The 23,147-nt window shown below is 42.9% G+C and carries 21 protein-coding genes; 9 read left to right on the forward strand and 12 right to left on the reverse strand.

Annotation, left to right across the window (positions count from 1 at the left end):
• Nucleotides 1–106 precede the first annotated feature (106 nt).
• The 3 genes from DQW11_RS12180 to DQW11_RS12190 all read left to right on the forward strand — a co-directional run bounded on the left by DQW11_RS12180 (nt 107) and on the right by DQW11_RS12190 (nt 2,848).
• On the forward strand, nt 107–544 hold the full coding sequence (locus DQW11_RS12180; RefSeq protein ID WP_113924899.1) for an RrF2 family transcriptional regulator: 438 nt from the start codon (nt 107–109) through the stop codon (nt 542–544).
• Between the two features lie 139 nt (nt 545–683).
• Complete coding sequence (locus DQW11_RS12185; RefSeq protein ID WP_113924358.1) at nt 684–1,247, forward strand: fasciclin domain-containing protein; 564 nt, start codon at nt 684–686, stop codon at nt 1,245–1,247.
• 155 nt (nt 1,248–1,402) lie between these two features.
• The gene (locus tag DQW11_RS12190; protein ID WP_113924359.1) at nt 1,403–2,848 is read left to right on the forward strand and encodes a PhoPQ-activated pathogenicity-related family protein; all 1,446 of its coding nucleotides are present in this window, start codon (nt 1,403–1,405) and stop codon (nt 2,846–2,848) included.
• A 100-nt stretch (nt 2,849–2,948) separates the two neighbouring features.
• Here the strand turns inward: DQW11_RS12190 and DQW11_RS12195 are convergent, their stop codons facing one another.
• Nucleotides 2,949–3,797, reverse strand: a complete 849-nt coding sequence (locus DQW11_RS12195) for an OmpA family protein (RefSeq protein WP_113924360.1) — start codon at nt 3,795–3,797, stop codon at nt 2,949–2,951.
• A 126-nt stretch (nt 3,798–3,923) separates the two neighbouring features.
• Between DQW11_RS12195 and DQW11_RS12200 the strand changes: the two genes are divergently transcribed.
• The gene (locus DQW11_RS12200; protein WP_113924361.1) at nt 3,924–5,051 is read left to right on the forward strand and encodes an aldose epimerase family protein; all 1,128 of its coding nucleotides are present in this window, start codon (nt 3,924–3,926) and stop codon (nt 5,049–5,051) included.
• Nucleotides 5,052–5,538: 487 nt separating this feature from the next.
• Here the strand turns inward: DQW11_RS12200 and DQW11_RS12210 are convergent, their stop codons facing one another.
• Genes DQW11_RS12210 through DQW11_RS12220 form a run of 3 tightly spaced genes read right to left on the reverse strand, consistent with a single transcriptional unit; the run spans nt 5,539 to nt 8,380 of the window.
• Nucleotides 5,539–6,939, reverse strand: coding sequence for an NAD(P)(+) transhydrogenase (Re/Si-specific) subunit beta (locus DQW11_RS12210; RefSeq protein ID WP_113924363.1), 1,401 nt, complete (start codon nt 6,937–6,939; stop codon nt 5,539–5,541).
• Nucleotides 6,936–7,253, reverse strand: coding sequence for an NAD(P) transhydrogenase subunit alpha (locus tag DQW11_RS12215; protein ID WP_113924364.1), 318 nt, complete (start codon nt 7,251–7,253; stop codon nt 6,936–6,938). The genes DQW11_RS12210 and DQW11_RS12215 overlap by 4 nt, the downstream gene beginning before the upstream one ends.
• Nucleotides 7,254–7,255: 2 nt before the next feature.
• Nucleotides 7,256–8,380, reverse strand: a complete 1,125-nt coding sequence (locus DQW11_RS12220) for a Re/Si-specific NAD(P)(+) transhydrogenase subunit alpha (RefSeq protein ID WP_113924365.1) — start codon at nt 8,378–8,380, stop codon at nt 7,256–7,258.
• A 428-nt stretch (nt 8,381–8,808) separates the two neighbouring features.
• Between DQW11_RS12220 and DQW11_RS12225 the strand changes: the two genes are divergently transcribed.
• Nucleotides 8,809–9,501 (forward strand): polysaccharide deacetylase family protein, encoded by a 693-nt coding sequence (locus DQW11_RS12225; RefSeq protein WP_232826734.1) that lies wholly within the window; start codon nt 8,809–8,811, stop codon nt 9,499–9,501.
• A 5-nt stretch (nt 9,502–9,506) separates the two neighbouring features.
• Here DQW11_RS12225 and DQW11_RS12230 read toward each other — a convergent pair whose 3' ends face one another.
• The 7 genes from DQW11_RS12230 to DQW11_RS12260 form a co-directional block, all read right to left on the reverse strand.
• Entirely contained in the window at nt 9,507–10,697 is a 1,191-nt protein-coding gene (locus DQW11_RS12230; RefSeq protein ID WP_113924367.1) for a hypothetical protein, read from the reverse strand.
• 10 nt (nt 10,698–10,707) lie between these two features.
• Nucleotides 10,708–11,532 (reverse strand): type 1 glutamine amidotransferase, encoded by an 825-nt coding sequence (locus tag DQW11_RS12235; protein ID WP_113924900.1) that lies wholly within the window; start codon nt 11,530–11,532, stop codon nt 10,708–10,710.
• A gap of 96 nt (nt 11,533–11,628) precedes the next feature.
• Nucleotides 11,629–12,738, reverse strand: a complete 1,110-nt coding sequence (locus DQW11_RS12240; RefSeq protein ID WP_113924368.1) for a carboxylate-amine ligase — start codon at nt 12,736–12,738, stop codon at nt 11,629–11,631.
• A gap of 3 nt (nt 12,739–12,741) precedes the next feature.
• A complete protein-coding gene (locus DQW11_RS12245; RefSeq protein ID WP_113924369.1) occupies nt 12,742–13,698 on the reverse strand; it encodes an ATP-grasp domain-containing protein in 957 nt (318 codons plus the stop codon).
• A 17-nt stretch (nt 13,699–13,715) separates the two neighbouring features.
• Entirely contained in the window at nt 13,716–14,324 is a 609-nt protein-coding gene (locus DQW11_RS12250) for an alpha/beta hydrolase-fold protein (protein WP_232826735.1), read from the reverse strand.
• Between the two features lie 639 nt (nt 14,325–14,963).
• Nucleotides 14,964–15,455, reverse strand: a complete 492-nt coding sequence (locus DQW11_RS12255; protein WP_113924371.1) for a hypothetical protein — start codon at nt 15,453–15,455, stop codon at nt 14,964–14,966.
• Nucleotides 15,452–15,976, reverse strand: a complete 525-nt coding sequence (locus tag DQW11_RS12260; protein ID WP_113924372.1) for a gamma carbonic anhydrase family protein — start codon at nt 15,974–15,976, stop codon at nt 15,452–15,454. The genes DQW11_RS12255 and DQW11_RS12260 overlap by 4 nt, the downstream gene beginning before the upstream one ends.
• Nucleotides 15,977–16,127: 151 nt before the next feature.
• On the opposite strand from DQW11_RS12260, the gene DQW11_RS12265 reads away from it, so the two are divergent.
• The 3 genes from DQW11_RS12265 to dinB all read left to right on the forward strand — a co-directional run bounded on the left by DQW11_RS12265 (nt 16,128) and on the right by dinB (nt 19,262).
• Nucleotides 16,128–16,847 (forward strand): YceI family protein, encoded by a 720-nt coding sequence (locus DQW11_RS12265; protein ID WP_113924373.1) that lies wholly within the window; start codon nt 16,128–16,130, stop codon nt 16,845–16,847.
• Nucleotides 16,848–16,926: 79 nt separating this feature from the next.
• Nucleotides 16,927–18,177 carry an anthranilate synthase component I family protein gene (locus DQW11_RS12270; protein WP_113924374.1) on the forward strand — a complete coding sequence of 417 codons (1,251 nt, stop codon included), beginning with the start codon at nt 16,927–16,929 and terminating at the stop codon, nt 18,175–18,177.
• 2 nt (nt 18,178–18,179) lie between these two features.
• Nucleotides 18,180–19,262, forward strand: coding sequence for a DNA polymerase IV (gene dinB, locus DQW11_RS12275; RefSeq protein ID WP_113924375.1), 1,083 nt, complete (start codon nt 18,180–18,182; stop codon nt 19,260–19,262).
• A gap of 161 nt (nt 19,263–19,423) precedes the next feature.
• Here dinB and DQW11_RS12280 read toward each other — a convergent pair whose 3' ends face one another.
• The gene (locus tag DQW11_RS12280) at nt 19,424–19,765 is read right to left on the reverse strand and encodes an antibiotic biosynthesis monooxygenase family protein (RefSeq protein WP_198669893.1); all 342 of its coding nucleotides are present in this window, start codon (nt 19,763–19,765) and stop codon (nt 19,424–19,426) included.
• A 97-nt stretch (nt 19,766–19,862) separates the two neighbouring features.
• Here DQW11_RS12280 and DQW11_RS12285 point away from each other — a divergent pair, with 97 nt between their 5' ends.
• Entirely contained in the window at nt 19,863–23,093 is a 3,231-nt protein-coding gene (locus tag DQW11_RS12285; protein ID WP_113924376.1) for a S41 family peptidase, read from the forward strand.
• Nucleotides 23,094–23,147 lie beyond the last annotated feature (54 nt).

Here is a 23,147-nt window from a genome sequence, read left to right on the forward strand (position 1 = left end):
AACCATTTTCTGTTTTGTAATAAAAATTACGAATAATAAGATGAAAATATCTTTTATTTGGGATTCATTTCCTGATCTTGTCAGTCGAGTCAAAAAACTTATTCATATGTTTTCAAAAACCTGTCAATACGCAATCAAAGCGGTAATTTATATCCATAAGCAATCGTTGGAGGGAAAAAAAGTAGGGGCGAAGGAGATCGGTCAGGAAATAGATGCGCCGGATGCATTTACGGCTAAAATTCTTCAGGTTTTGGTGAGACAGCATGTGGTAGGTTCATTCAAGGGTCCCACCGGAGGTTTTTTTGTAGACAAAAGTCATGAATCCAAAACCTTGAAAGACGTTGTTTTGGCCATTGATGGTGACCAACTTTTTCAGGGTTGTAGCTTGGGGCTGAATCAATGCTCTGAAGAAAATCCCTGTCCCTTGCATTTTGAAATTAAAAATGTCCGCACCAAGATTATCAATATGCTGACCATTAAAAGTCTGAAACAGTTGGCTGAGGAGGTTGGAGACGGGACGACCGTTTTGGCAAGGTTAGCCTGATTTTTTTTCCACAAAAGGAATCGCCTTCCTATAAAATATTTTTGGATGGGTTTAATTATCCGGGAAAGTATGACTTTTATCATAAAGGATAAAATTATCCTTTATTATTTTTGTCCTACATTCAAAACCCCAAAACAATATGAAATCACTAGTCAAATATTTTCCATTATTGGCCTTATTGCTGATAACAATGAGTTGTGGCGGTTCCGGAGAACAGCAACAAAGTACTGAAAACCCTGCATCTCCTCAAGCTGTCGGACAGTCAGGTGTTGTCGATGACGATTCCAATCCCAATATCGTGCAGGTAGCAGTTGGTTCCCCTGACCACACCACCCTTGTGGCCGCCTTGCAGGCTGCCCAATATGTAGATGCGCTGACCAATGTGGGGCCGTTTACAGTTTTTGCCCCCACCAATGCCGCATTTGATGCGTTGCCAGAGGGAACGTTGGAGACACTCACCAAACCCGAGAACCAAAGGAAACTGCGGGACATTCTTGAATACCATGTAGTATTGGGTGTGTATAAGGCTGATGCTTTTGTAAGCGGCAGAAAACTGGGAACCGCTGATGGAAGGTCTCTAGATGTAGAAGTCGGTGCTGATGGTACCATTTTGATAAATGGAGGAAAAATAATCGCAACAGTTCCAGCCTCCAATGGCATTATCCACGTAATAGATAAAGTTCTTGTTCCAGCAGATAAATAAAGGTTGAATGGATTTTGGAAAGCCGGGTTTTTTTTGAAACCTGGCTTTTTCTTGTTTTTTATTTTGGGTTTTAATGATTTCAGGCATTTTTAAAATTGGAGAGTTGGCTTTTTTTTCAGTAACTTTTGAAATGCAAAACAAATAAAACCACCTCTATGAAACGTCATTTCAATCCATTGATTTTTAGGGTATTTTCCCTTGTACTACTTCTTTTTGCTTGCTGGAGCTGTCAGCCCAAACAGGAAGAAATTGTCACCTCTTCCGAAAAATCCGATACTCTTCTCCATGATTATGTGCATGCCGTTGATTCTACTTTTAGGTATGAAATCATCCATAGCAGTGAAGGGGAAGGCTATGATTACCATGTCATGAAGATGTATTCACAGCATTGGCTTACCAAAGATATCGTGGATGACACTGAATGGTGGCACTATGTCTCGGTGGTGATTCCTAAAGACACCCCTTTTGAAACCGGCATGATGTGGATAGGCGGTGGGAGTAAAAACTCCAAGTTGCCCACCGAACCGGATGCTTTGATTTTGGCCGCTGCTACCCAGACCAATTCTATTGTTGCACAGATTCACAATGTACCTTTTCAGCCAATCGTATTTGCCAATGACACTTTTGGCGAAAGGTATGAAGATGCCATCATCGCTTACGGATGGAGAAAATTCATGGAAGGGGGAGCAAAAGATGAGGATGCCTATTGGCTTGCACGCTTGCCCATGACCAAAGCCGTCAAATTGGCGATGGACGTGGTTACGGAAGTTGCCCAAAAAGAACACAGTAAAAAGGTGGATAAATTTGTGGTAGCCGGTGCTTCAAAAAGAGGATGGACTACCTGGACCACTGCTGCAGTGGACGATAGGGTGGTGGCGATAGTTCCCATCGTGATCGACCTCCTCAACGTGGTGCCTTCTTTTCAGCATCACTGGAGAAATTATGGTTTTTGGGCGCCTGCTGTGGATGATTATGTGAGAGAGGGGATTATGGAGTGGCAGGGCTCCAAAGAATATGACAGGCTGCTGGAAATTACCGAACCTTATTCCTTCCGGGAGAATTATGATATGCCAAAACTGCTCATCAATGCTACCGGAGACCAATTTTTCTTGCCCGATAGCTGGAAGTTTTATTGGGACAGCCTGCCTGGAGAAAAGCACGTCCAATACGTCCCCAACTTTGGACATGACCTCAGCGAGTCTGATGCCTTGCCCAATATGATTGCGTTTTATTCATCTGTATTGAATGGAAAGGATCGGCCTAAATATGATTGGAAGATAGACGGAGAAAAAATATTGATCACCACAGATCCCAACCAAAAGCCAGCCTCCATCAAGCTTTGGTCAGCCCACAATGAGGAATCCCGTGATTTTAGGATCGATGTTTTGGGACCAAAATGGACTTCTTCAGAAATCCTTGTCAATGAAAGCGGAAGGTATGAGGTAGATATCAAAGAACCAGAAAAAGGATATAAAGGCTATTTTGTGGAAATCACCTATCCGGGTGAAGCGCCGATCAAGGTCACCACAGGAGTAGAAGTTTTGCCTAAGGTGTATCCATTTGAACCCTATGTAGCCAAGGAGCCAAAAGGAAGCAAGTAACTCTGCGGTTTGGCCACCCAATTGCCTAAACAAATAAAGCCGGGAAAATTCCCGGCTTTTTGTGTTCAAATAAAATTTTTCGGTTGGATATTAAGTCAACTCAATTTTCGATCATTGCAAAAAACTCATCCATATCTGGGATAAGGACAATTCTTGTCCTTCTGTTTTTGGCCATGTTTTCTTTGCTGTCGTTTTCTACCAAAGGAATGTAGCTAGCTCTACCTGCAGCGATCAACTTTTCTGGAGATACATTGTATTTGGTTTCAAGTATCCTTACGATAGAAGTTGCTCTTTTTACACTTAGATCCCAATTGTCCTGGAGAACACCGGTCTGAATAGTTCTAGGGTCAGTATGACCTTCGATCATCACCTCAAGAGAAGGCTCTGAATTGATGACTTCGGCTAATTTCTTAAGCAGGTTGTCAGCATTTTTGGATACCTGGTAGCTACCTGTATTGAAAAGTAATCTGTCTGACACATTGATCATCACGACAGTTTTGTCTACAGTGATCTGTATGTCGTCATTTTGCTCGGTTGAACCGTCGGTGATTGATTTCATCAGGTTATGAGAAACTGCCACATTGATAGAGTCTTCCAGGTTTTTGGCACCTTCTAATTCCGATGCAGATACATTGGCTAGAGTTGCGTTGAGTTTTCCTCTGGTGTCGTTTGACATCGGGGTTTTTCCTTCCAAAGTGAATTTGGAATCGTTTTCTTCCTTCAATGAATTGATCCTGCTGTTGAATTCCGCTACACGGGCTTCAATTTTCCCCATTTTATCTTCTAAAACTTGTTTTTCAGCTTCTAAGGCTTCTTTTTCCTGGCGTGTTTCGGCAAGGGCGGCTTCAGTTTGGAACTTGTCATTCTGAAGTTGGACATATTTCTTTTTGGAAACGCACGAAACGCTTATGGTAGCGATTGCGAGAGATAATACGATAATTTTTTTCATAGATAGAACAGTTTTTCTACCTTACTTCCAAAAATGAAGCCATTGAAAATACTAAAATTGATATTCACTTAAATTAGGCCTCGTTTTCTCGTATTTAGTTTTAATTTACCTGATAAACCCATCGAAATGAAAAACTTAACCTATTTACTAACCTTAATATTGTACTATTCACTGGCTTCCTGCCAAGCTCCTAAAGAGGAAAAGGTAGAGGAACAGATCAAATTTGAAGTCATGATAAAAAATATCCAAATGAATGGCAAAGATGCCAAGGTATTTAACCTGAAAAACGGGAATGGCATGGAAGTGGAACTGACCAACTATGGCGCGACGATCTCTAGGATTCTCGTGCCTGACCGTGAAGGCAATTCCGGGAATGTCATGCTTACTTACAATAAAGTGGAGGATTTCGTTACAGACAGTTACTTTTTTGGTGCGACTGCGGGAAGATATGCCAACCGGATCGCCAAAGGTAAATTTGAATTAGACGGTCAGACCTATGCATTGGCCACCAATAACGGCGAAAACCACCTGCATGGAGGAGAAGTCGGGTTCAACCAAAGAATCTGGGATGCCGAAATACTGGAATTGGAAGATGCCGTGGGAGTCAAAATGACCTATGTAAGCCCTGACGGAGAGGAAGGTTATCCCGGTACTTTGACCACGACGATGACTTTTATACTGGCAAAAGATAACAAACTTTCCATCGAAATAGAGGCAAAAACAGACAAGCCGACTGTTGTCAATATCACCCAACATGGATATTTCAACCTGAGCGATATGAAAGAAGATATTCTGGGCCACGAAATGACCATTTTTGCTGACTACTATACACCGGTGGATGCTGGTCTGATACCTACAGGAGAGATTGCGCCTGTTGCAGGAACGCCTTTTGATTTTACTACCCCACACAAAATCGGCGAAAGAATTGCCGATACGGGAAGCGGCTATGACCATAATTTTGTGGTGAAAAAAGAACACGATGGCCAACTTGCAAAAATGGCGGAAGCCTATCATGCCGGTACCGGAAGGGTTTTTACGATGTATTCCAATATGCCCGGAGTGCAATTTTATACCGGGAATTTTCTGGATGGCAAGCAGACTACCAACGGAGTGACCTACACAAAAAACTATGGATTTTGCCTGGAGCCTCAGTTTTTTCCCGATTCTCCAAACCGCCCTGATTTCCCAACAGCAAGGTTGAATCCGGGAGAAACTTACAGCCATAAGATTGAGTATGTTTTTGGGGTAAGGTAGATCTATTTATTTTGGTTGTCCGCTACTTTGCCAGGAGGCCAATAATCTTCTATAAACGGGTTGGAAGACGGAAGTCGGAAGACCCCCGCCTGCCGTCGGGCAGGGATGTACCGTTCATTATGGTTTCCGGCCATGATTTAAATTGGAAAATCATTTTACTGAAATCAATGCATATATGCATATTTTAGTAGAATTGGATCAAATCTTCTAAACTGCTTTTTCTTCGTTGATGTATCTTCGAAGGGAAAGCAGTTTTATTTTTTGGAGTATTGGGCAATCGATAGGTTATCAGGAGTTTCTTTTGAAAATTCAGTCTCTATTGATGCTATTGTCTGATTATTCGAAAAGCAAAAAGCCCAAGCTTGGTGGCATGGGCTTTTTTGTCTTTACGAAGCAAGAGGTTTGTTTTAAATTCTGATTGCAGTTATTAATCCAATAGAGATTAAAGAATTGCAATACATCTGTCATCCGTCATCGGACAATTTTTTTACACTTCTTTCACCTCAGCAGTCAATTTCTGAAGTGTGGCTTTGGCATCTCCAAAAAGCATTCTGGTTTTAGGATAGAAGAAGAGTTCATTTTCTATACCGGCATAACCTGCCGCCATACCTCTTTTGAGGATGATTACATTTTTGGCTTGGTCGACTTCGAGGATTGGCATACCATATATCGGAGAGGAAGGGTCATTCTTGGCAGCCGGATTGACCACATCATTGGCCCCGATCACGACTACGACGTCTGTGTTGGCAAACTTGGAATTGATCTCTTCCATTTCCTGCATCCTTTCATAAGGTACATCAGCTTCCGCCAAAAGCACGTTCATGTGTCCCGGCATCCGCCCTGCCACCGGATGGATGGCATAATTGACTTCAACTCCTTTTTCTCCCAACAATTTCTCCAGTTCATGGCAAATATGCTGCGCCTGCGCGACTGCCAATCCATAGCCTGGTACGATTACGACACTTTGTGAATAGGAAAGCAACACGGCTGTATCTGAGATGCTAATTTCACGGACCGTTTGGTCACCACTAGCGGATTTTGCACCACCGGGTGCGGCGCTACCAAATGCACCCAACAATACATTGGTCAACGACCTGTTCATGGCTTTACACATGAGGATCGTCAGGATTGTTCCTGCCGAACCGACAAGAATACCTCCTGTCAGCATGGCTTTGTTACCATAAAGGAAACCACCAAAAGCCGCTGCCATACCTGTAAAGGAATTGAGCAGGGAGATTACCACCGGCATATCTGCTCCCCCGATCGGCATCACAAACAGCACTCCGTAGATCAAAGCAATTCCAAGAAGGACATAGAATAGAAGAGGGTCAGAACCGCTTACCATTTGGTATACGATCAATACGACTATTGTTCCCAACATGACCATGTTGATGACTTGGTTCATTGGCAATACTTTGTCCTGGATTTTTCCTTCCAGTTTGCCGTAGGCAATGATAGAACCGGAGAATGAAACCGAACCGATCAAAAGGCCCAAAAGCATCACCAACAGTTCCCCGTCAAAACCGGTAACCGTGCTGTGCTGATGGCTTTGGAATTCGATGATCGCGATCAAAGCCGCACAGGCACCACCCATCCCGTTGAAGAAAGACACCATCTGAGGCATGGAAGTCATTTGGACTTTTTTTGCCATGATGGTTCCGATGACAGTTCCGATGATCAACCCCAAGAAGATCAACCCATAATTGATCATTTTTCCCGAATCATAATCTTGGTATAGCGTGATGGTGGCAATGATGGCGATCAGCATTCCCCCGGCTGCGATGAGGTTTCCTTTCCTTGCCGAATCAGGGTTACTGAGCATTTTCAATCCCAGAATAAATGTCAGGGATGCTATGAGATAACTGATTTCTAATATGTTCAGGCTCATGATTTCTTAGGTTTTTTCTTAAACATCTCCAACATTCTGTCCGTCACCACAAATCCGCCGATGACATTCAAAGTGCCCACCAATACGGCCAAAAATCCGACTGACAAGGCAAGGTAATTATCAGGAGAAGCCTGCAGCATGACGATGATGGCACCCACGACTACCACCCCGTGGATGGCATTGGCACCGGACATCAGGGGAGTATGAAGGATGGCAGGGACATTGGAAATTACTTCCACACCTAATAGGATGGCTAGCAACAGGAAATATACCATTTCCATATTTTCGCCTATATAACTTAGCACTTGTTCCATGGTCAGTTGTTTTGCATTTGAATGATTCTTGGACTGATCGGATTGCCGGCATGGCAGACACAGGTGCCGGTGACGATATCATCCTCAAAATTCAGGTTGAGGTTTCCGTCCTTGATGATCAGTTTGAGAAAATTAAGGTAATTTTTGCCATACATTTTGCTGGCATCCTGAGGCATGCTTGAAGCCAGATTTCCGACTCCGACAATGCGCACGCCGTTGACTTCCACGGTTTGATCCGGCTGGGAGAGTGCACAGTTTCCTCCTGAGGAAGCGGCAAGGTCAATGATAACTGAACCCGGTTTCATAGCCCTGACAGTTCTTTCCTCCACGAGCTGTGGTGCTTTTCGTCCCGGAATCTGTGCGGTAGTGATGATGATATCTGCCTTGGTGGCATGCTCATGAATCGTGTCTTTTTGTTTTTGGATGTACTCCGGAGTTTGTTCGACAGCATAGCCACCGGCTCCTTTGTCCTCCTTGGCACCTTCGACATCGACAAATTTTGCCCCCAAAGAAAGTACTTCTTCCTTGGCTGCCTGTCTGACATCAAATGCAAAAACAGAGGCTCCGAGTCTCCTTGAAGTAGCAATGGCTTGTAGCCCCGCCACACCGGCACCTAAAATCAAGACCCTTGCGGGAGTGATACTTCCTGCGGCAGTCATAAACATCGGAAAAAATCTCGGAAGGAGATTGGCAGCCATCAATACGGCTTTGTAACCTGTGACTGTAGCCATGGAAGAAAGCACGTCCATGGATTGGGCCCTAGTCGTCCTCGGTACCAACTCCATACTGAATGCGGTTTTTTTCTGTTGGATCAGGTACTTGGTAAGTTCAGGATTGAACAAGGCACCCATTTGTCCCATCAGCACCGCCTCGGGTTTCAATCCGCTTATTTCACTTTGTGAAATGGGTTGGATACCGATGACCAAATCTGATTGTGTTACTATTTCCTGTCTGCTGTGTATTTCTGCTCCGGCTTCTTTGTAGAGTTCATCCGATGCATAGGCTCTAGCGCCTGCATGTGTTTCTACCCAAACCGAGACCTTCCAGCTGAGGAGTGTTTTGACCGCTTCCGGCAAAAGCGCTACCCTGGACTCGTCTTGGGGTTCTTTTAAAATCCCTATTATCATTGGTTGAAAATGTGATGGCGATAAATATATGCTCAAAAGATTTGAAGTCCTTAAACTATCAAAAAGATTGCAAAAATAAAGTGATTTTAATCAGGCGGTATTGGTTTATTTTGATTTGAGTGATTTTTTTGGAATATTGTGCAAAATCTCGCAGGTATAGTAAGTATCACCCCAAACCAATTCCCTTAAACATCAGCTGTTTTTAGTCCAAATAGAACCTTTTTGTCAGGGACAAACAGTTATTTAAGTAAAATCAATCCACCTTTAAATTCCATCCTAATAAAATTAGGTAGGCAATGTTATTGTGGAATCAGCCCTCAGTAATTATTTATATCTATCTCATGAAAACCAACCTAGTCCGATTTAGCCTGTTAATGGCTTTTTTTCTATCTTTTTATCAGAAATCCTATTGTCAAAACCAATGTTTGTTGGACGGAATTATCAGAGGGGACATTTCCAAAAAACAGGTTTCTCTCGTATTGACGGGTCATGAATACGCTGAAGGAGGTTGGGAAATTTTGGAAACTTTGGAGCGGAGTAATCTAAAAGCGTCATTTTTTTTCACGGGGGATTTTTATAGGAATCATGAGTTTGAACCTTTGATCAAAGCCATCAAGAACAAAGGCCATTATCTTGGTGCCCATTCGGACAAGCACCTTCTTTATTGTTCTTGGGAAGAAAGGTCACAGCTATTGATTGACAGGTACACTTTTTCAAAAGACCTTTTGGACAACTATTCAGAAATGAAGCGGTTTGGTATCGAACAGGAAAATGCGCCTTATTTTTTACCTCCTTACGAATGGTATAATGAAAATATCACTGAATGGACACGAAAGTTGGGATTTCAGCTTATCAATTTTACACCGGGTCCCAAAACCCCTGCCGATTATACCGATCCGGAAATGGAAAATTATATCAATTCGGAAGAAATTATGCAAACTGTATGGCAGGCTGAATTCAAGGACCCCAACGGACTGAATGGCTATATTATACTGCTACATATTGGGGTAGGAGATAAGCGAACAGATAAATTTTACAAACTCCTTCCGGATTTGATCAAAGGATTGCAAAAAGAAGGTTACGAAATTGTGGGTTTGAACGAATTGCTCGAAAAGAATTGAGCGGATTATTTTTCAAACAAACCTATTGTACCACCTACCCAGTCTTTGTCTTTGTTGAATTTGACGCCGATCATTTCTCCACGGCTTAGGCGGACGAGGTTCCCTATCAGGGTGGGATTTTCGTCTTTCTCCGGCCAAACAGCCAAAATCCGCACCTCGGCCTTAACCTTTCCTTCAATGGCTTGGAGAACAGGAACGTACTTGGCTTTTTTCTGAAGGATGTAAAGGTCTTTGTCTTTTACCGCTTCAACATCGGATTTTTTGACATTAAAAATCACCCCGCTTCCTGAAAAGGAAAACAAAGGCTTCAAAACGTAATTTTCCAGATCATCGGGTATTTCCTTCAACTCGCTCAATAAAGTTGTCTCTATGAAATAGGGGCCATTTAAATATGGCAGGATGAATTTACTGATGCGATAAAACCAATTTGGGTGGCCTGCCCATTCCACATCCAGTTCCTCCAAAAAAGAAAATTGCATGTTGAGGTCTTTTCTTGCTTCAAGTTCATCGAAAATCACCCTGTTATAAATTCTTTTGATTTGGATCTCACGACCTTTTTTATTGATGTAAAAAAGCTGCTTCCCTTTTTTGATCACTTCTGTGACGCAGACAAAAGGAACTCCAAGATCTCTTTGGCAATAGTAAAAATCAATTTTGGTGTTTTGTTTTTCAGGCTCGATTTCAAGCAAGATAACTTCTTCAGGTTGGTATCCGTTGAGGACAGTTTTTTTGAAAATTTTCAGGTATCCATCCGAGTCAAGGTCACTCAGATAGGGAGTGAATTGGGAGAGATAGGGGTAGGCCTTTTTGATTTTTTCAAAAAGGTTATATTGAAAATTGAATACGGACGGGAAACCCTGGACTTCAATCAATTTGGGAATGATCTTCCCATCTTCTTCGCAGATGCCAAAATCAATTGCCAAAAACTCAGTGTGCCTGTTTTGATTCGGTACATTAAAATTGAGACCTAACGAAGGTTCGGTAAGTTGGTTGAAATCTTTTCTTTTGATGAAATCGACGACATGTTGACAGCCTTCGATGAGTTGGGCTTTCAATTGACTGGGAATAAAGAAAGGGGTCTCTGCTACCCTGAATGTCGGCAGGTAATCAAAATCTGAGGCTAGGTCATTTAGAAAAGCCTGATATTTTTCTTTACTGAACCCGTTGTTGAAAAATTCCCGATGCTGCTGAATCATAGTTCACTAATTATTGAAGGATGGCCTGTTGCTCTTTGATAAATTGGATGGATTGGGAAAGGAAGTTAGGAATCAGCGTTTCATTGGTCTTGTAGATGGTGTGTTCTTCCACAATATGCTCAAGCATCGCCAAGTAGCGGGACTTTCCCCTTAGGGCAATGATTTCATCTCTGACTTCGTGTTTTTTGAGGTGGCTCAGAAAACCTACCGGATCGGCTTCCGGGTGGAATTGGGTCCCTACCATTTCCGGCGAAAACCTGATGGCCATGATTGCTCTTTCGTATTCTACATGGTTTCGGATTTTTTCAAGTGCAATGATTTCAGCATCCATTTCCCTGAATTTTTTTTGGTGTGGCTGCACCACCTGGTAATCTCTGGAATCAATAGCCCAAAATGGATTATCCAAACCTTCAAATATTGGATCCGTCATCCCTGATTCGGTTTTGTGGATGGTCATTACCCCGAAAGAGGTGGATTTTCTCCGGGTCACATTGGCCAGCCCAAAATGGTTTACCGCCATCTGAAAGGAATGACAAATGAAAAGGATGTATTTTTTTCTTTCATTGGTCTGATTCCAAACCCAAATGTCATCGATCAGTTGGTAATATTTTTTATCCCAAATGCCATCACCTTCCAGCGGATTTCCGGGTCCACCGGAAGAGATATAAAGGTTGAAGTCTTCTATATTGGGGACATCCGCATTTTGTCTTACATCAAAAACTTCAAGGCTCAGTTCGTCGGCAAACCTTCCTACAATATCATGGATACAACGCATACCCTGATTGGCTTTGCCATTGTACATGTCCAAAACAGCAACTTTGATTTTTTCTTGCATGGTGATTGTTTGATTTTTGGGGCCGAAAGTTAAAGAGTTTTGAATGCAGGTATGTGAAAAATTATTTCCCATCCCACGTTCAAAACCCTTTTCCTACTAGATTCCTTTGGTGAATTCTCCCACAATGAAGTCCACCACTTTGGACAGATCATGGTCATTCTCTTCAAATACCGCAAGCTGCTTGTCAGCGCCTGTACCGTTTTTGAGGATTTCATAGACATAATTGATCTCCTGCCTGCTTCCCAACTCGTCTACCACGTCGTCGATAAATTCCAACAACTCCACCATCAACTCCTTGTAAGCGACTTCTTTTTTCTGACCAAAGTCGATCATCAACCCATCTGTCCCATACCTTGCCGCCCTGAACTTATTTTCGCGGATCAGGGCTATTCTGTAGATATTGAAGCTGGTATTCATCATACTCATTTTGTAGAGTTTGGCAACTACAGCTTGGATCAGTGCGGTGATACAGATTGTTTCATCTACAGTCAGACACATGTCGCAGATCCTAAACTCAATGGTGCTGAAGAAGGGATGCATCCTCAGGTCCCACCATATTTTTTTAGGATTGTCGATACAGTTGGTCTTGACCAATGTCTCTAGGAAATTATCATAAGACTGTACAGAATCAAAATATTCTGGAAGGCCTGTTCTGGGGAATTTGGCAAAGACGTGAGCTCTGAAAGCTTTAAAGCCTGTATTTCTCCCTTCCCAAAAAGGTGAGTTTGTCGAAAGGGCGTAAATATGCGGAAGGAAATAGCATGCCTGATTCATGATTTGCAGCGCAAGTTCCCTGTTTTCGATGCCCACATGGACATGCAGTCCGAAAATTAAATTGGACCTTGCCGTATCCTGAAGTTCTTTGACGATCATGTGGTACCGTGGATCATCGGTGATCGGCTGTTCCTGCCATTTTGAGAAAGGATGGGTTCCTGATGCCCCTACAATAAGGTTTTGTTCGGCGGCCAGGTCCACGATTTTTTTTCTCAGGTAGGAGACTTCATTTCTTGCATCGGCAATGTTTTGACAGATATTGGTCCCAACTTCTACCACAGATTGGTGCATTTCTGCCTTTACCTGTTCTTTAAGAATGATTTTGGCACCATCTACAATTTTTGACATGTGGGATCTCAGGTCCCTCGTGTTGGGGTCGATGATTTGGTATTCCTCCTCAACGCCCAAAGTGAAAACAGGTAATTTTCTCATAGATCAGAATCTTTTGGCCGAACTGACTGCGTCTTTCATAAAAGTACCCCACGTGAGGTTGATTTTTCCCGGTTTGTGTGATTTGGCGTAGGAAATAGCCATTTTTGCGGCTTCTTCCACTACCCAATCAAAATTTGCCTGACCGACTGAGTTGATGTCTGCATCCGGTGCGGGATTCCCAAAATCAATGGCATAAGGTACCCCATCTCTTACTGCGAATTCAACGGTATTGAAATCATATCCCAATCCTTCGCAAAGCTTGATGGTATAATCCTTCACAGTTGCCAATAGTTTTTTGGAAGCAGGAGGTCCATCAATCACATAGCGGAGATGGTGTGGATTACGTGGCTCATACTGCATGATACGGACCGCTTTTCCGCCAAGGCAATACACCCTGAAATATTCCTGAAAAACGATTTCTTCCTGTAGCAACATGACCAATTGGCCCGTTTCCCTATGTTTTTGGAAGAATTCTTCTTTGTTTTCCAAGCGATAGACGTTTTTCCATCCGCCACCCGCATAGGGTTTCATATAGGCAGGAAATCCTACATAGTCAAAAATCCCCTGCCAGTCGAGTGGCATTTTTAAGTTTCTGAAGGACTTGGCCGTAGTGTCGGTGGGATGTTCCGCAGAGGGCAAAATCACTGTGTTGGGAAGAGGGACTCCCAATTGGTCTGCGAGGGCATTGTTAAAAAACTTGTCATCTGCACTCCACCAAAAGGGATTGTTGATGACTGCCGTGCCTGTGAGGGCGGCATTTTTCAGATAAGCCCTGTAAAAAGGAACGTCCTGAGAAATCCTGTCAATGATGACAGCATACTCAGAAAGTTGGTTTTGGATTACCTTATCGATCAAAACAGGTTCTGCAACAATTCCTTTTTCATTTTTTTCATTGACTCTTTCGACAAATGCATGGGGAAAAGTGTCTTCCATGCCAAACAGAATTCCTATCTTTTTCATATATGGTTGGTATTTGGTTAATTGAACTTAATTCTTGATAAATAGTGGGGGAACATCTCCTTCCAGATCGGCCAATCGTGGTGCTTGTCCTTGCGCACATCCAGCCAATGCCGGACTCCCTTTCCTTCCAATACATCACTGAGTTTGATATTGGCATCAAAGCAGATGTCCCAATTGGAAGTGCCGAGAACAATGTCCATCTTCCACAAATCCCCGTCATGGTTGCCCGGCAAAAACTCCAAAGGAGAATTATAAAATATATCACCGTGGTTATATCCATCCATAAAATTGCGGATTTCAAAAGCTCCCGACATCGAAAACATATGGCTGACAAAACCTGGATATCTGAATGCAAAATTGGCAGCATGGTATCCTCCAAAACTACAACCGGCCACTACGACTTTGCCGACGGCGGTATTAAATCTGATTTTCTCTACGATCTCGTGGCGGATCATGTGGTCATAAGCAATGTGGTTTTGGATCCGCTGATGGGGGTGGATTTGCTTGTTGTAAAAACTGTCCCTGTCATTGCTTTCCGGACAGAATATCTGCGCCAAACCTTGTTGGATAAACCAACTTGCTGAACCTATCAATCCCATGTCTCTGTTTTCATGGAATGATCCCATGGAGGTTGGGTACAATACAATAGGATAACCCGCATGGCCAAACGAGAGCATTTGTACATCTCTATGCAGATGGGGTGAGTACCACTTAAAATATTCCTCTTTCATATAACAAAATTTTCTTATCTGAATAAAAATAGTCCGCTTTTGGGGATTCACAAAAAAATATGGTTAAAGTTTTCGGGACCTGATTCAAATAAATATTTTACCCTGTATAATTTATATTTTACCAAATTGGTTAAGCAGAAAAAAGAGGTTAAAAATGAATAGATTTTTAAAAGAATGGTAAGCGTAATAATTTTTGGAGGTATTAAGTCCGGTAAATTTTGGCATTGCAGGAAACTGATATCTTGATTATTTAAAAAGCTTTCTCTTTTCAATCCTCATAAAAAAATTGATCTAGAAATTATTCTATATGATTATCCGCTTTTTTACCAGGAGCCAAACACCAATTTTCCAGACCTCGGCAAGCTCGGTGAACGGATATCGTGAGATCAGAGGGGGGTGGTAGAAATGCGGCTTTGCCGCATTTCTACCACCCCCCTTCAATATCAATAAATTCCGGTGGTCGATCCCGATAATTATCGTGGACGAGACCATTCTGTAAGTAATCCTATTCTGGTAAGAAGGTGGATATACATATTATTTTTTCAACAATATCTTTTTGCCTATCCCGGACAGGACAACCAAGATGGTTAGTGCGGAAAAGGTCCATTTTATAGCTGTCGAAATTCCGGCCAATGATCCCCAAAAGTCACTTTTTTCAGGAAATAGATTTAAAATATTGATGATGCTGATGTTTTCGATGACATCAAACAACAGGATGGCAAGGGGAAAAATGACCAATTTTTCATTTTGCCAAAGGCTGAAAATAAGGAATGAGAACAAGGCGCCGTAAACCAATGGATAGAGCATGTCCGAAACCATCAATCCCATTCGGTAGCTTTCCCTGATTTCAGGAGTGAATCGGTTAATTTTGGCATAGGCTTCGTCTGAAGTATAAAAAATCTCTAAATCAAGCGGTTTTTCTCCCGGCAGCATACCCGGTAAGATCCAAAGATTAAATCCTAGAAACAGTACAAAAAGTAGGGAGATATTTTTGTTGGTACTGAAATGGGCCAAGAAATCCTTCATTTTGCATCGCCTTCTTTAAACCATTCTGCATACATCGGATAGTTGCGTGCTGTCCTTTCTATGACTTCGAGCATTTCGGGTCCGGTTTCTTTTACTTTTTTGGCAGGCATTCCTGCATATATTGAATTGGCCTCTACGATTGTTCCTGCCAAAACCACAGCGCCTGCAGCAATCACCGCGCCGGAGTGGACCACGGCATTGTCCATGATAATCGCTCCCATGCCTATCAGTACGTTGTCATGGATCGTGCAGCCATGTACCACCGCATTGTGAGCGATAGAAACTTTGTTTCCTATTACTGTTCCGGATTTTTGATAGGTGCAGTGAATCACTGCGCCGTCCTGAATGTTGGTGTCATCACCGATGCGAATGTGGTGTACATCCCCGCGGACCACGGCATTGAACCACACCGTACAGTTTTTGCCCATGATCACATCGCCGACTATTGTCGCGTTTTCTGCCATCCAGCAGTTGTCTCCAAAAACTGGGCTAAAACCCCTTACACTTTTAATTAAAGCCATTTTTTTTTGGTCTATAGTCTGATTGTGTACAAATACCTGAAGGTCAAATTTATTTTTTTTTAAACCATCTGAACTTTTTTTACCAAAAATAGTTTTACATGTATATACACATATGTATGTACATTTAATTCAAACAACAACATTCAACATTATGAAACTATTACAAAAAACAGGTTTGGTCATTGCACTTGCCTTTATTGTGGTTGCCTGTGGCAAACCATCTGACGCCGTTGATGCAACAGAAGCAGCTGAAGTAGCTGAGGCTACGGGCAAAACTTTGGCCATCAATCCATCTTCTAGCCAAGTTAATTGGAGAGGCTATAAGCCAACAGGTCAACATTTTGGAGTCATCCCTGTGACTACAGGAGAGGTGACTGTGAAAGGTGATGAACTAACAGGCGCAAAGTTTGTATTTGACATCACTGGTTTGAAAATCCAGGATATGGAAGAATCAAACGAGTTTTATGGAAAACTTTGGGGACACCTTCAGTCTCCTGATTTCTTTGATGCAGCAAATCACCCACAGGCTACTTTTGAATTGACTTCTGTAGAGCCTTATGCAGCAGGTGCGATTGCAGACAAAGAAGAATTCGCTTCTGAAAATACACCAAAGAAGGACTCTGAAGTTGCTCCTGCCAATCCAACCCATTGGATTTCAGGTAACCTGACTATGAGAGGTACTACCAAAAACATCAAATTCCCGGCTTCTGTGTCTATTGTGGACGGAGCGGTTTCAGCTTCTGCAGGTTTCAATATCGACAGAACAGCTTGGGGCTTGGCTTACGGTGACGAAAGCACTGCAGTTGACAAAGCAAAAGATCAATTCATCTACAATACAGTTTCTATAGGTTTTGACATCAAAGCAAACTAAACCAACATAGTATATAAATCCAGAAGAGGAAGCCGCAAGGTTTCCTCTTTTTTTTGTGCCATTACGTTACTTTTGCAACATGTCAGAAAAATTTGTGTTTTCGATTCCTGATCATCTTGATTGGAAATGCCATTTGCTACAATGGTTTGACAATCAGTATCTGTATTTTTCATTTTTTCAGAACAACGGGATTTCCTATCCGCATGATGGATTTCCAAATGTCATTTTTGCAGCCAATCAGTTCTTGGATTTGGCTGAGGCAGACCGGTTTTATGGGAAAAATGAGTTGGTAGGAATCGTCAGTTACGATTACAAAAACAAGGTTGAAAAACTCAGGAGCAATAATTCTGTACCGGTCGATTGTCCTGAATCCTTATTTTTTATTCCCGAAATCAAGATAGAAATCGGCAAGAACAATTTCACTGTTTTTCATCCTGAAGGAAAAAGAATAGGAGGAGAAATCTTGGAGTCAATCCAACTGATTTTGTCCAATCCCACAGTAAAAGTGAATCCTTTGACTACCAGACAGGACTATTTCTCTGCTATCAAAGCTATCCAGAACCACATTGAAGAAGGGGATATGTATGAGTTGAATTTTTGTTTGGCTTTTACCTTTGAAAGTCAAAATTGGAATCCGATTATCGGTTATAAAGATTTGATGGAAAAGTCTCCCATGCCTTTTTCCTCTTTATTCAAAGCAAAAGAGAAATACCTTATCGGAGCTTCTCCAGAGAGATTTCTCAAAAAAGAAGGAAATCAACTTATCGCCCAACCCATCAAAGGCACCATTAAAAGAGGCAAAGATTCTGTCGAAGATGAAATTCTTAAAAACCAATTGCTGCACTCGGAAAAGGAACGGGCCGAAAACCTCATGATTGTCGACCTGATGCGGAATGACCTTTCCAAAATCTCCGAAACAGGTTCTGTGGAGGTGGAAGAGCTTTTTGGTGTTTATACTTTTGCCAAAGTCCATCAGATGATCTCGACGGTGAGTTCCACTATTAAAAATGAGGTTGGTCTTAAGGAAATTTTCCATGCCACATTTCCGATGGGCAGTATGACAGGCGCTCCAAAAATCAAGTGCATGGAATTGATCGAAGGATATGAAAATTTCCAGAGAGGATGGTTTTCAGGAACTTTGGGACATATTCAAGCGAATGGGGATTTTGATTTCAATGTGGTTATCCGCAGTATTATTTTTGATCAAAATGAAGGCAAAGGATACTTTGCAGTAGGTTCGGCGATCACCTATGATGCAGATGCAGGATACGAATATGAAGAGTGTCTGCTCAAAGCTTCAGCGATCATAGAGGTTTTGGAAGGAATATAACCATGGAAAACGTCAGGAAAATCATACATGTCGACATGGACGCATTTTATGCATCAGTGGAGCAGATGGACAATCCTGACTTGAGGGGAAAGCCCCTTGCCGTAGGCGGAAACAGGGAAAGGGGAGTGGTAGCCGCAGCTTCCTATGAAGCCAGAAAGTACGGCGTCCGCTCGGCCATGTCCGGCAAAATGGCCGCTTTGAAATGTCCTCACCTTATTTTTGTTCCTCCTAGATTTGAGCGGTACAAAGAGATATCCAATCAGATCAGAGAGATTTTCTATGCTTATACCGATTTGGTTGAGCCCCTCTCTTTGGATGAGGCTTTTTTGGATGTGACAGAAAACAAAGTGAACAACCCTTCTGCCACAAGAATCGCCTTAGAAATCCGAAAACGTATCAAAGAAGAAGTCGGATTGAATGCCTCAGCGGGAATATCCTACAACAAGTTTTTGGCAAAAACTGCCTCTGACATCAACAAACCCAATGGTCAGGCCGTCATCTTGCCCAAGGATGCGGAAGCATTTTTGGAGAAGTTGCCGATAGAGCGGTTTTTTGGAATTGGAAAAGTGACTGCTGACAAGATGAAAGAACTCGGCATCCACAATGGTTTTGACCTGAAGCAATTTTCCCTGCAATACCTCAGCAAGCGATTTGGCAAATCAGGGCTTCACTTTTACAACATAGTCCGTGGGATTCACCTGAGCGAAGTCCAACCAAACCGCATCCGGAAATCGTTGAGTGCTGAGAATACTTTTGAAACTGATCTGGCAAAAATGGAAGAATGGCTGAAAGAGTTGAAGGAGATTTTCGAAGAACTTAAGCGCCGTATCAGCCGAAGCGGGATCAAAGGAAGAACTGTCACGCTCAAGATCAAATACCACGATTTTACTGTTCAGACGAGAAGCAAGACCTTTGAGCAGTTTACCGAACCTGAAAAAATCTGGGAAACCACCTTGGAACTCCTCCACCAAGAAGAACTCAAATCACCTGTCCGCCTCTTCGGCATTGGCATCTCCAACCTTAATGTCGAAGAAGAAAGCTTATATGTAGGCAAGCAACTTTGGATTGAATTTGGGGAGTATTGAGTAGGCAGTCTTCAGTCGCAGTTGGCAGTGTCTCAGTAGTCAGTTTTCAGTCGCAGTTGCCAGTGAATCAGTAGTCAGTTTTCAGTCGCAGGTGTAAGTGGTATGAATTATGGATCTTGTCAAATCCTTAAATCCTTCCAACCTTCCAATCTTCCAATTTTTCAATTTTCCAATTCAAACCCATAATCCCTCTCTACCAAACAAATTCTTGTCTTGTATGAACGGTACCATTTTTCCCTTCCCATCCGCTGTGCAAAGAGGTGTTCGCTGACCATTTTCCAGTTGCGGATGGCATCGAGACTTTTCCAATAACTGACAGTAATTCCGAGTCCTTCTCTAGCCGACTCGTGCCCGAGATAGCCTGGTTGCTTTTTTGCAAGTTCGACCATTTGATCCGCTATTTCTCCATAACCCCCATCCACTTCTGTACGAATGCTGCTGAAGATGACTGCATAGTAAGGTGGAGATGGTGTTTTTGAGATTTGGATGTTTTCAGCACTCATATTGTATCGGTTAAAAACTATTTAGCCCAAAATTGGAAAACCGGACTTGGATAGTCAAATTTTATATAATTTTAAACCAAACTATTTCAATTCCCTTATGCCTATCATCAAATCGAGTTTGAGCATGATGATGCTCTTTGTTTTTTCTTTTGCTTTTGCCCAAGAATCCCCAAAATGGCTACGTTATCCTTCCATTTCTCCTGACGGTTCGCAGATTGTTTTTACCTACAAAGGGGATTTGTACAGCATTCCCGCTTCAGGCGGAAAAGCCACCCAATTGACTTTCCATGAAGCACATGATTTTATGCCTGTTTGGAGCAAAGACGGCAGCAAGATCGCTTTTGCCTCGGACCGATACGGTAATTTTGATGTCTATGTCATGAGTGCTCTTGGCGGAGATGCCAAGCGGCTGACCTATCATTCCAATGATGAGATGCCCAATACTTTTTCTGCAGATGACAGGAATGTAATCTTTGGCGGTGTGCGTCAGGACCTTGCCGAACACAGACAATACCCGACAGGTTCGCAGGCAGAACTCTATCAGGTAGCTATCGGAGGCGGTAGGGTAGATCAGGTGTGGACCATTCCTGCTGAATATGTACAGGTCAGCGCTGATGGCAGCAAGATGATCTATCATGACAAAAAAGGCGGCGAGAATGAATGGCGCAAAAGACACCAATCTGCCATCACCAGAGATATTTGGGTGTATGACGCTGCGAGCAATACCCATAAAATGATCTCGGAATTTGGGGGTGAAGACAGAAATCCTGTTTTCGCTCCGGGAGAAAAAGCGGTCTACTACCTTACCGAAGAGAAGGGAAGCTTCAATGTTCAAAAAATGAGTTTGGACAATCCTGCCCAAAAAACGGTATTGACTAGCCTGAAGAATTTTCCTGTCAGGTTTTTGAGTATTTCCAAAAATGGACTGATGAGTTTTTCTTATGATGGAGAACTTTATACCCTGAAAGAAGGGGAGCAACCAAAAAAAGTAGCGGTTTCCATCACCACACAGCGTATTTCTAATGCGGACAGCTATATCGGGATCAATGGAGGAGTGAGAGAAATGTCCATTTCGCCGGACGGAAAAGAAATTGCCTTTATCGCAAGGGGAGAGGTTTTTGTGACTTCTGTGGATGGTTCTTTGACCAAAAGAATCACCAATACGCCACAACAGGAGCGTTTTGTACAGTTTGCACCGGATGGCAAATCAGTCGTGTATGCAAGCGAAAGGGATGGCAAGTGGCAGATATACCAAACCAAAAGGCTGAGGGAAAAAGAGGAGATATTCTTCTTTGCGAGCACCTTACTCAAAGAAGAGGCTTTGGTGAGTTCGGAGGTAGACAATTACCAGCCGATTTTTTCTCCTGACGGAAAAAAACTAGCCTATGTCGAAGGCAGAAGGACCTTGAAAGTTCTCGATTTGGCCACCAAAACTTCCGTGACTTTGATGACTCCTGAGCAGTTGTTACACATGGGAGACGGTGACCAATATTTTACATGGAGTCCGGACAGCAAATGGCTGTTGGCAGAATTCAACCCCACCATGGCCAATGGTGAAGTGGTGCTAATGGATGCTTCAGGCAAAAAAGCCATGGAAAACCTGACCCAAAGCGGTTATGGTGACAGCAGACCAAAGTGGGTCAATGGCGGCAAGCAGTTGATATGGTTCAGCAACAGGGACGGTCTGAAAGGTTTTGCAGCAAGCGGAGGTGCCCAAAATGATGTGTTTACACTGTTTATGACCAAGGATGCCTATGACAGGTTCAAGTTGACCAAGGATGAATTTGACTTGCTAAAGGAAACCGAGAAAGCCGGAAAGGAAAAGAAGGATGACGACAAAAAGGAGGAGAAAAAAGTAACTCCCCCAGTAGAAGACATCAAAATCGACTGGGAGGACCTGAGGGAAAGAAAAGCCAAATTGACGATCCATTCGTCTGCTTTGGGTGATGCGGTCATTGACAAAGATGGCGAGAAACTTTTTTACCTCGCCCGTTTTGAAAAAGGGATGAACCTTTGGAGCACGGATCTTCGAACCAGAGATACCAAGATGGAACTGAAACTCGATGCCGGATTTGGCAGGTTGGAATGGGACAAAGAAATGAAAAACCTATACCTTCTCGCAGATGGAAACATCTCCAAAATCACCGACAAAGGCACCAAAAGAGAGCAGATCAAAATAGCCGGGGAAATGACTTTGGATACCGATGCAGAGCGTGCAGAGATGTTTGAGCATATCAAGATCCGTACAAAAGGAGCTTTTTACACCCCGGATTTCCATGGGGTGGATTGGGACGCCCTGACTGCCCAATATGAAAAATACCTTCCTTATATCGGAAACAGCTATGAGTTTGCCGAGATGGTTTCTGAGTTGATTGGCGAACTGAATGTCTCGCATGCCGGAGCGCGGTTTAGCCGAAGCATACCACAGGCTGATGCCACAGCATCTTTGGGGATTTTTACGGACTATTCTTTCAAAAATCCCGGAATCAAAATCGTTGAAGTGCTCAAGGGCGGACCTTTGGACAAATCCGGCATGAACATTCAAAGCGGCATGATCATCGAGAAAATTGACGGAGAAACCATTGCTTTGGACAAGGACATTGCCCAATACCTCAACCGTAAATCCGGCAAATTCACTTTGATCGAAGTATTGGATCCAAAGACAAATACCCGTCAACAGGTCACTGTGAAGCCGATCAGTTTGGGTGAAGAGAATCAATTGCTATACAAGCGATGGGTAAAGAAAAACCAGGAAGAAGTGGACAGGTTGAGCAACGGCACTTTGGGCTATGTCCATATCCCCGGCATGTCAGACGGTCCCTACAGGACCACTTATGAAGAAATGATGGGCAAATACCATGACCGCAAAGGCGTCATCGTGGATACAAGATTCAATGGTGGGGGAGACTTGGTGGCGGATTTGGCCATGTTCTTTACCGGAGAAAGATTCATCACCTATGCAACTGAGGACAGGGAAGTAGGTTATGAACCGACATTCAGATGGACGAAGCCGACTCTGGCGATGTTCAACGAAAGCAACTATTCCGATGGACATTGTTTTGCCTGTGGTTATACCGACTTGAAAATCGGCAAAACCGTCGGCATGCCTACTCCGGGAACCTGTTCTTTTGCAGGTTGGGAAATGTTGCCGGATGGCGGCAGATGGGGAATGGTTCCGATTTCTGCCAAAGACAAAGCAGGCAATTGGATGGAAAACAACGAAACCAAGCCGCAGTTCCAAGTCAAAAATATGCCTGGACAAATCGACAAAGGCAAAGACCAACAGTTGGAAAAAGCTGTGGAGGAATTGATGAAGGATGTGAAGTAGTCCTTCGACTATGGTCAGGGACCAAGAGCCCTTCGACTTCGCTCAGGGACCAAA

Origin of the sequence: Cognataquiflexum aquatile (genome assembly GCF_003316845.1) — a bacterium.
GTDB classification, from domain to species: Bacteria; Bacteroidota; Bacteroidia; order Cytophagales; family Cyclobacteriaceae; genus Cognataquiflexum; species Cognataquiflexum aquatile.

Bases quoted from the DNA above. Each gene is read 5' to 3' on its own strand.
- DQW11_RS12180 (WP_113924899.1), top strand. From the start codon at position 107: ATGTTTTCAAAAACCTGTCAATACGCAATCAAAGCGGTAATTTATATC.
- DQW11_RS12185 (WP_113924358.1), top strand. From the start codon at position 684: ATGAAATCACTAGTCAAATATTTTCCATTATTGGCCTTATTGCTGATA.
- DQW11_RS12190 (WP_113924359.1), top strand. From the start codon at position 1,403: ATGAAACGTCATTTCAATCCATTGATTTTTAGGGTATTTTCCCTTGTA.
- DQW11_RS12195 (WP_113924360.1), bottom strand. From the start codon at position 3,797: ATGAAAAAAATTATCGTATTATCTCTCGCAATCGCTACCATAAGCGTT.
- DQW11_RS12200 (WP_113924361.1), top strand. From the start codon at position 3,924: ATGAAAAACTTAACCTATTTACTAACCTTAATATTGTACTATTCACTG.
- DQW11_RS12210 (WP_113924363.1), bottom strand. From the start codon at position 6,939: ATGAGCCTGAACATATTAGAAATCAGTTATCTCATAGCATCCCTGACA.
- DQW11_RS12215 (WP_113924364.1), bottom strand. From the start codon at position 7,253: ATGGAACAAGTGCTAAGTTATATAGGCGAAAATATGGAAATGGTATAT.
- DQW11_RS12220 (WP_113924365.1), bottom strand. From the start codon at position 8,380: ATGATAATAGGGATTTTAAAAGAACCCCAAGACGAGTCCAGGGTAGCG.
- DQW11_RS12230 (WP_113924367.1), bottom strand. From the start codon at position 10,697: ATGATTCAGCAGCATCGGGAATTTTTCAACAACGGGTTCAGTAAAGAA.
- DQW11_RS12235 (WP_113924900.1), bottom strand. From the start codon at position 11,532: ATGCAAGAAAAAATCAAAGTTGCTGTTTTGGACATGTACAATGGCAAA.
- DQW11_RS12240 (WP_113924368.1), bottom strand. From the start codon at position 12,738: ATGAGAAAATTACCTGTTTTCACTTTGGGCGTTGAGGAGGAATACCAA.
- DQW11_RS12245 (WP_113924369.1), bottom strand. From the start codon at position 13,698: ATGAAAAAGATAGGAATTCTGTTTGGCATGGAAGACACTTTTCCCCAT.
- DQW11_RS12250 (WP_232826735.1), bottom strand. From the start codon at position 14,324: ATGGGATCATTCCATGAAAACAGAGACATGGGATTGATAGGTTCAGCA.
- DQW11_RS12255 (WP_113924371.1), bottom strand. From the start codon at position 15,455: ATGAAGGATTTCTTGGCCCATTTCAGTACCAACAAAAATATCTCCCTA.
- DQW11_RS12260 (WP_113924372.1), bottom strand. From the start codon at position 15,976: ATGGCTTTAATTAAAAGTGTAAGGGGTTTTAGCCCAGTTTTTGGAGAC.
- DQW11_RS12265 (WP_113924373.1), top strand. From the start codon at position 16,128: ATGAAACTATTACAAAAAACAGGTTTGGTCATTGCACTTGCCTTTATT.
- DQW11_RS12270 (WP_113924374.1), top strand. From the start codon at position 16,927: ATGTCAGAAAAATTTGTGTTTTCGATTCCTGATCATCTTGATTGGAAA.
- dinB (WP_113924375.1), top strand. From the start codon at position 18,180: ATGGAAAACGTCAGGAAAATCATACATGTCGACATGGACGCATTTTAT.
- DQW11_RS12280 (WP_198669893.1), bottom strand. From the start codon at position 19,765: ATGAGTGCTGAAAACATCCAAATCTCAAAAACACCATCTCCACCTTAC.
- DQW11_RS12285 (WP_113924376.1), top strand. From the start codon at position 19,863: ATGCCTATCATCAAATCGAGTTTGAGCATGATGATGCTCTTTGTTTTT.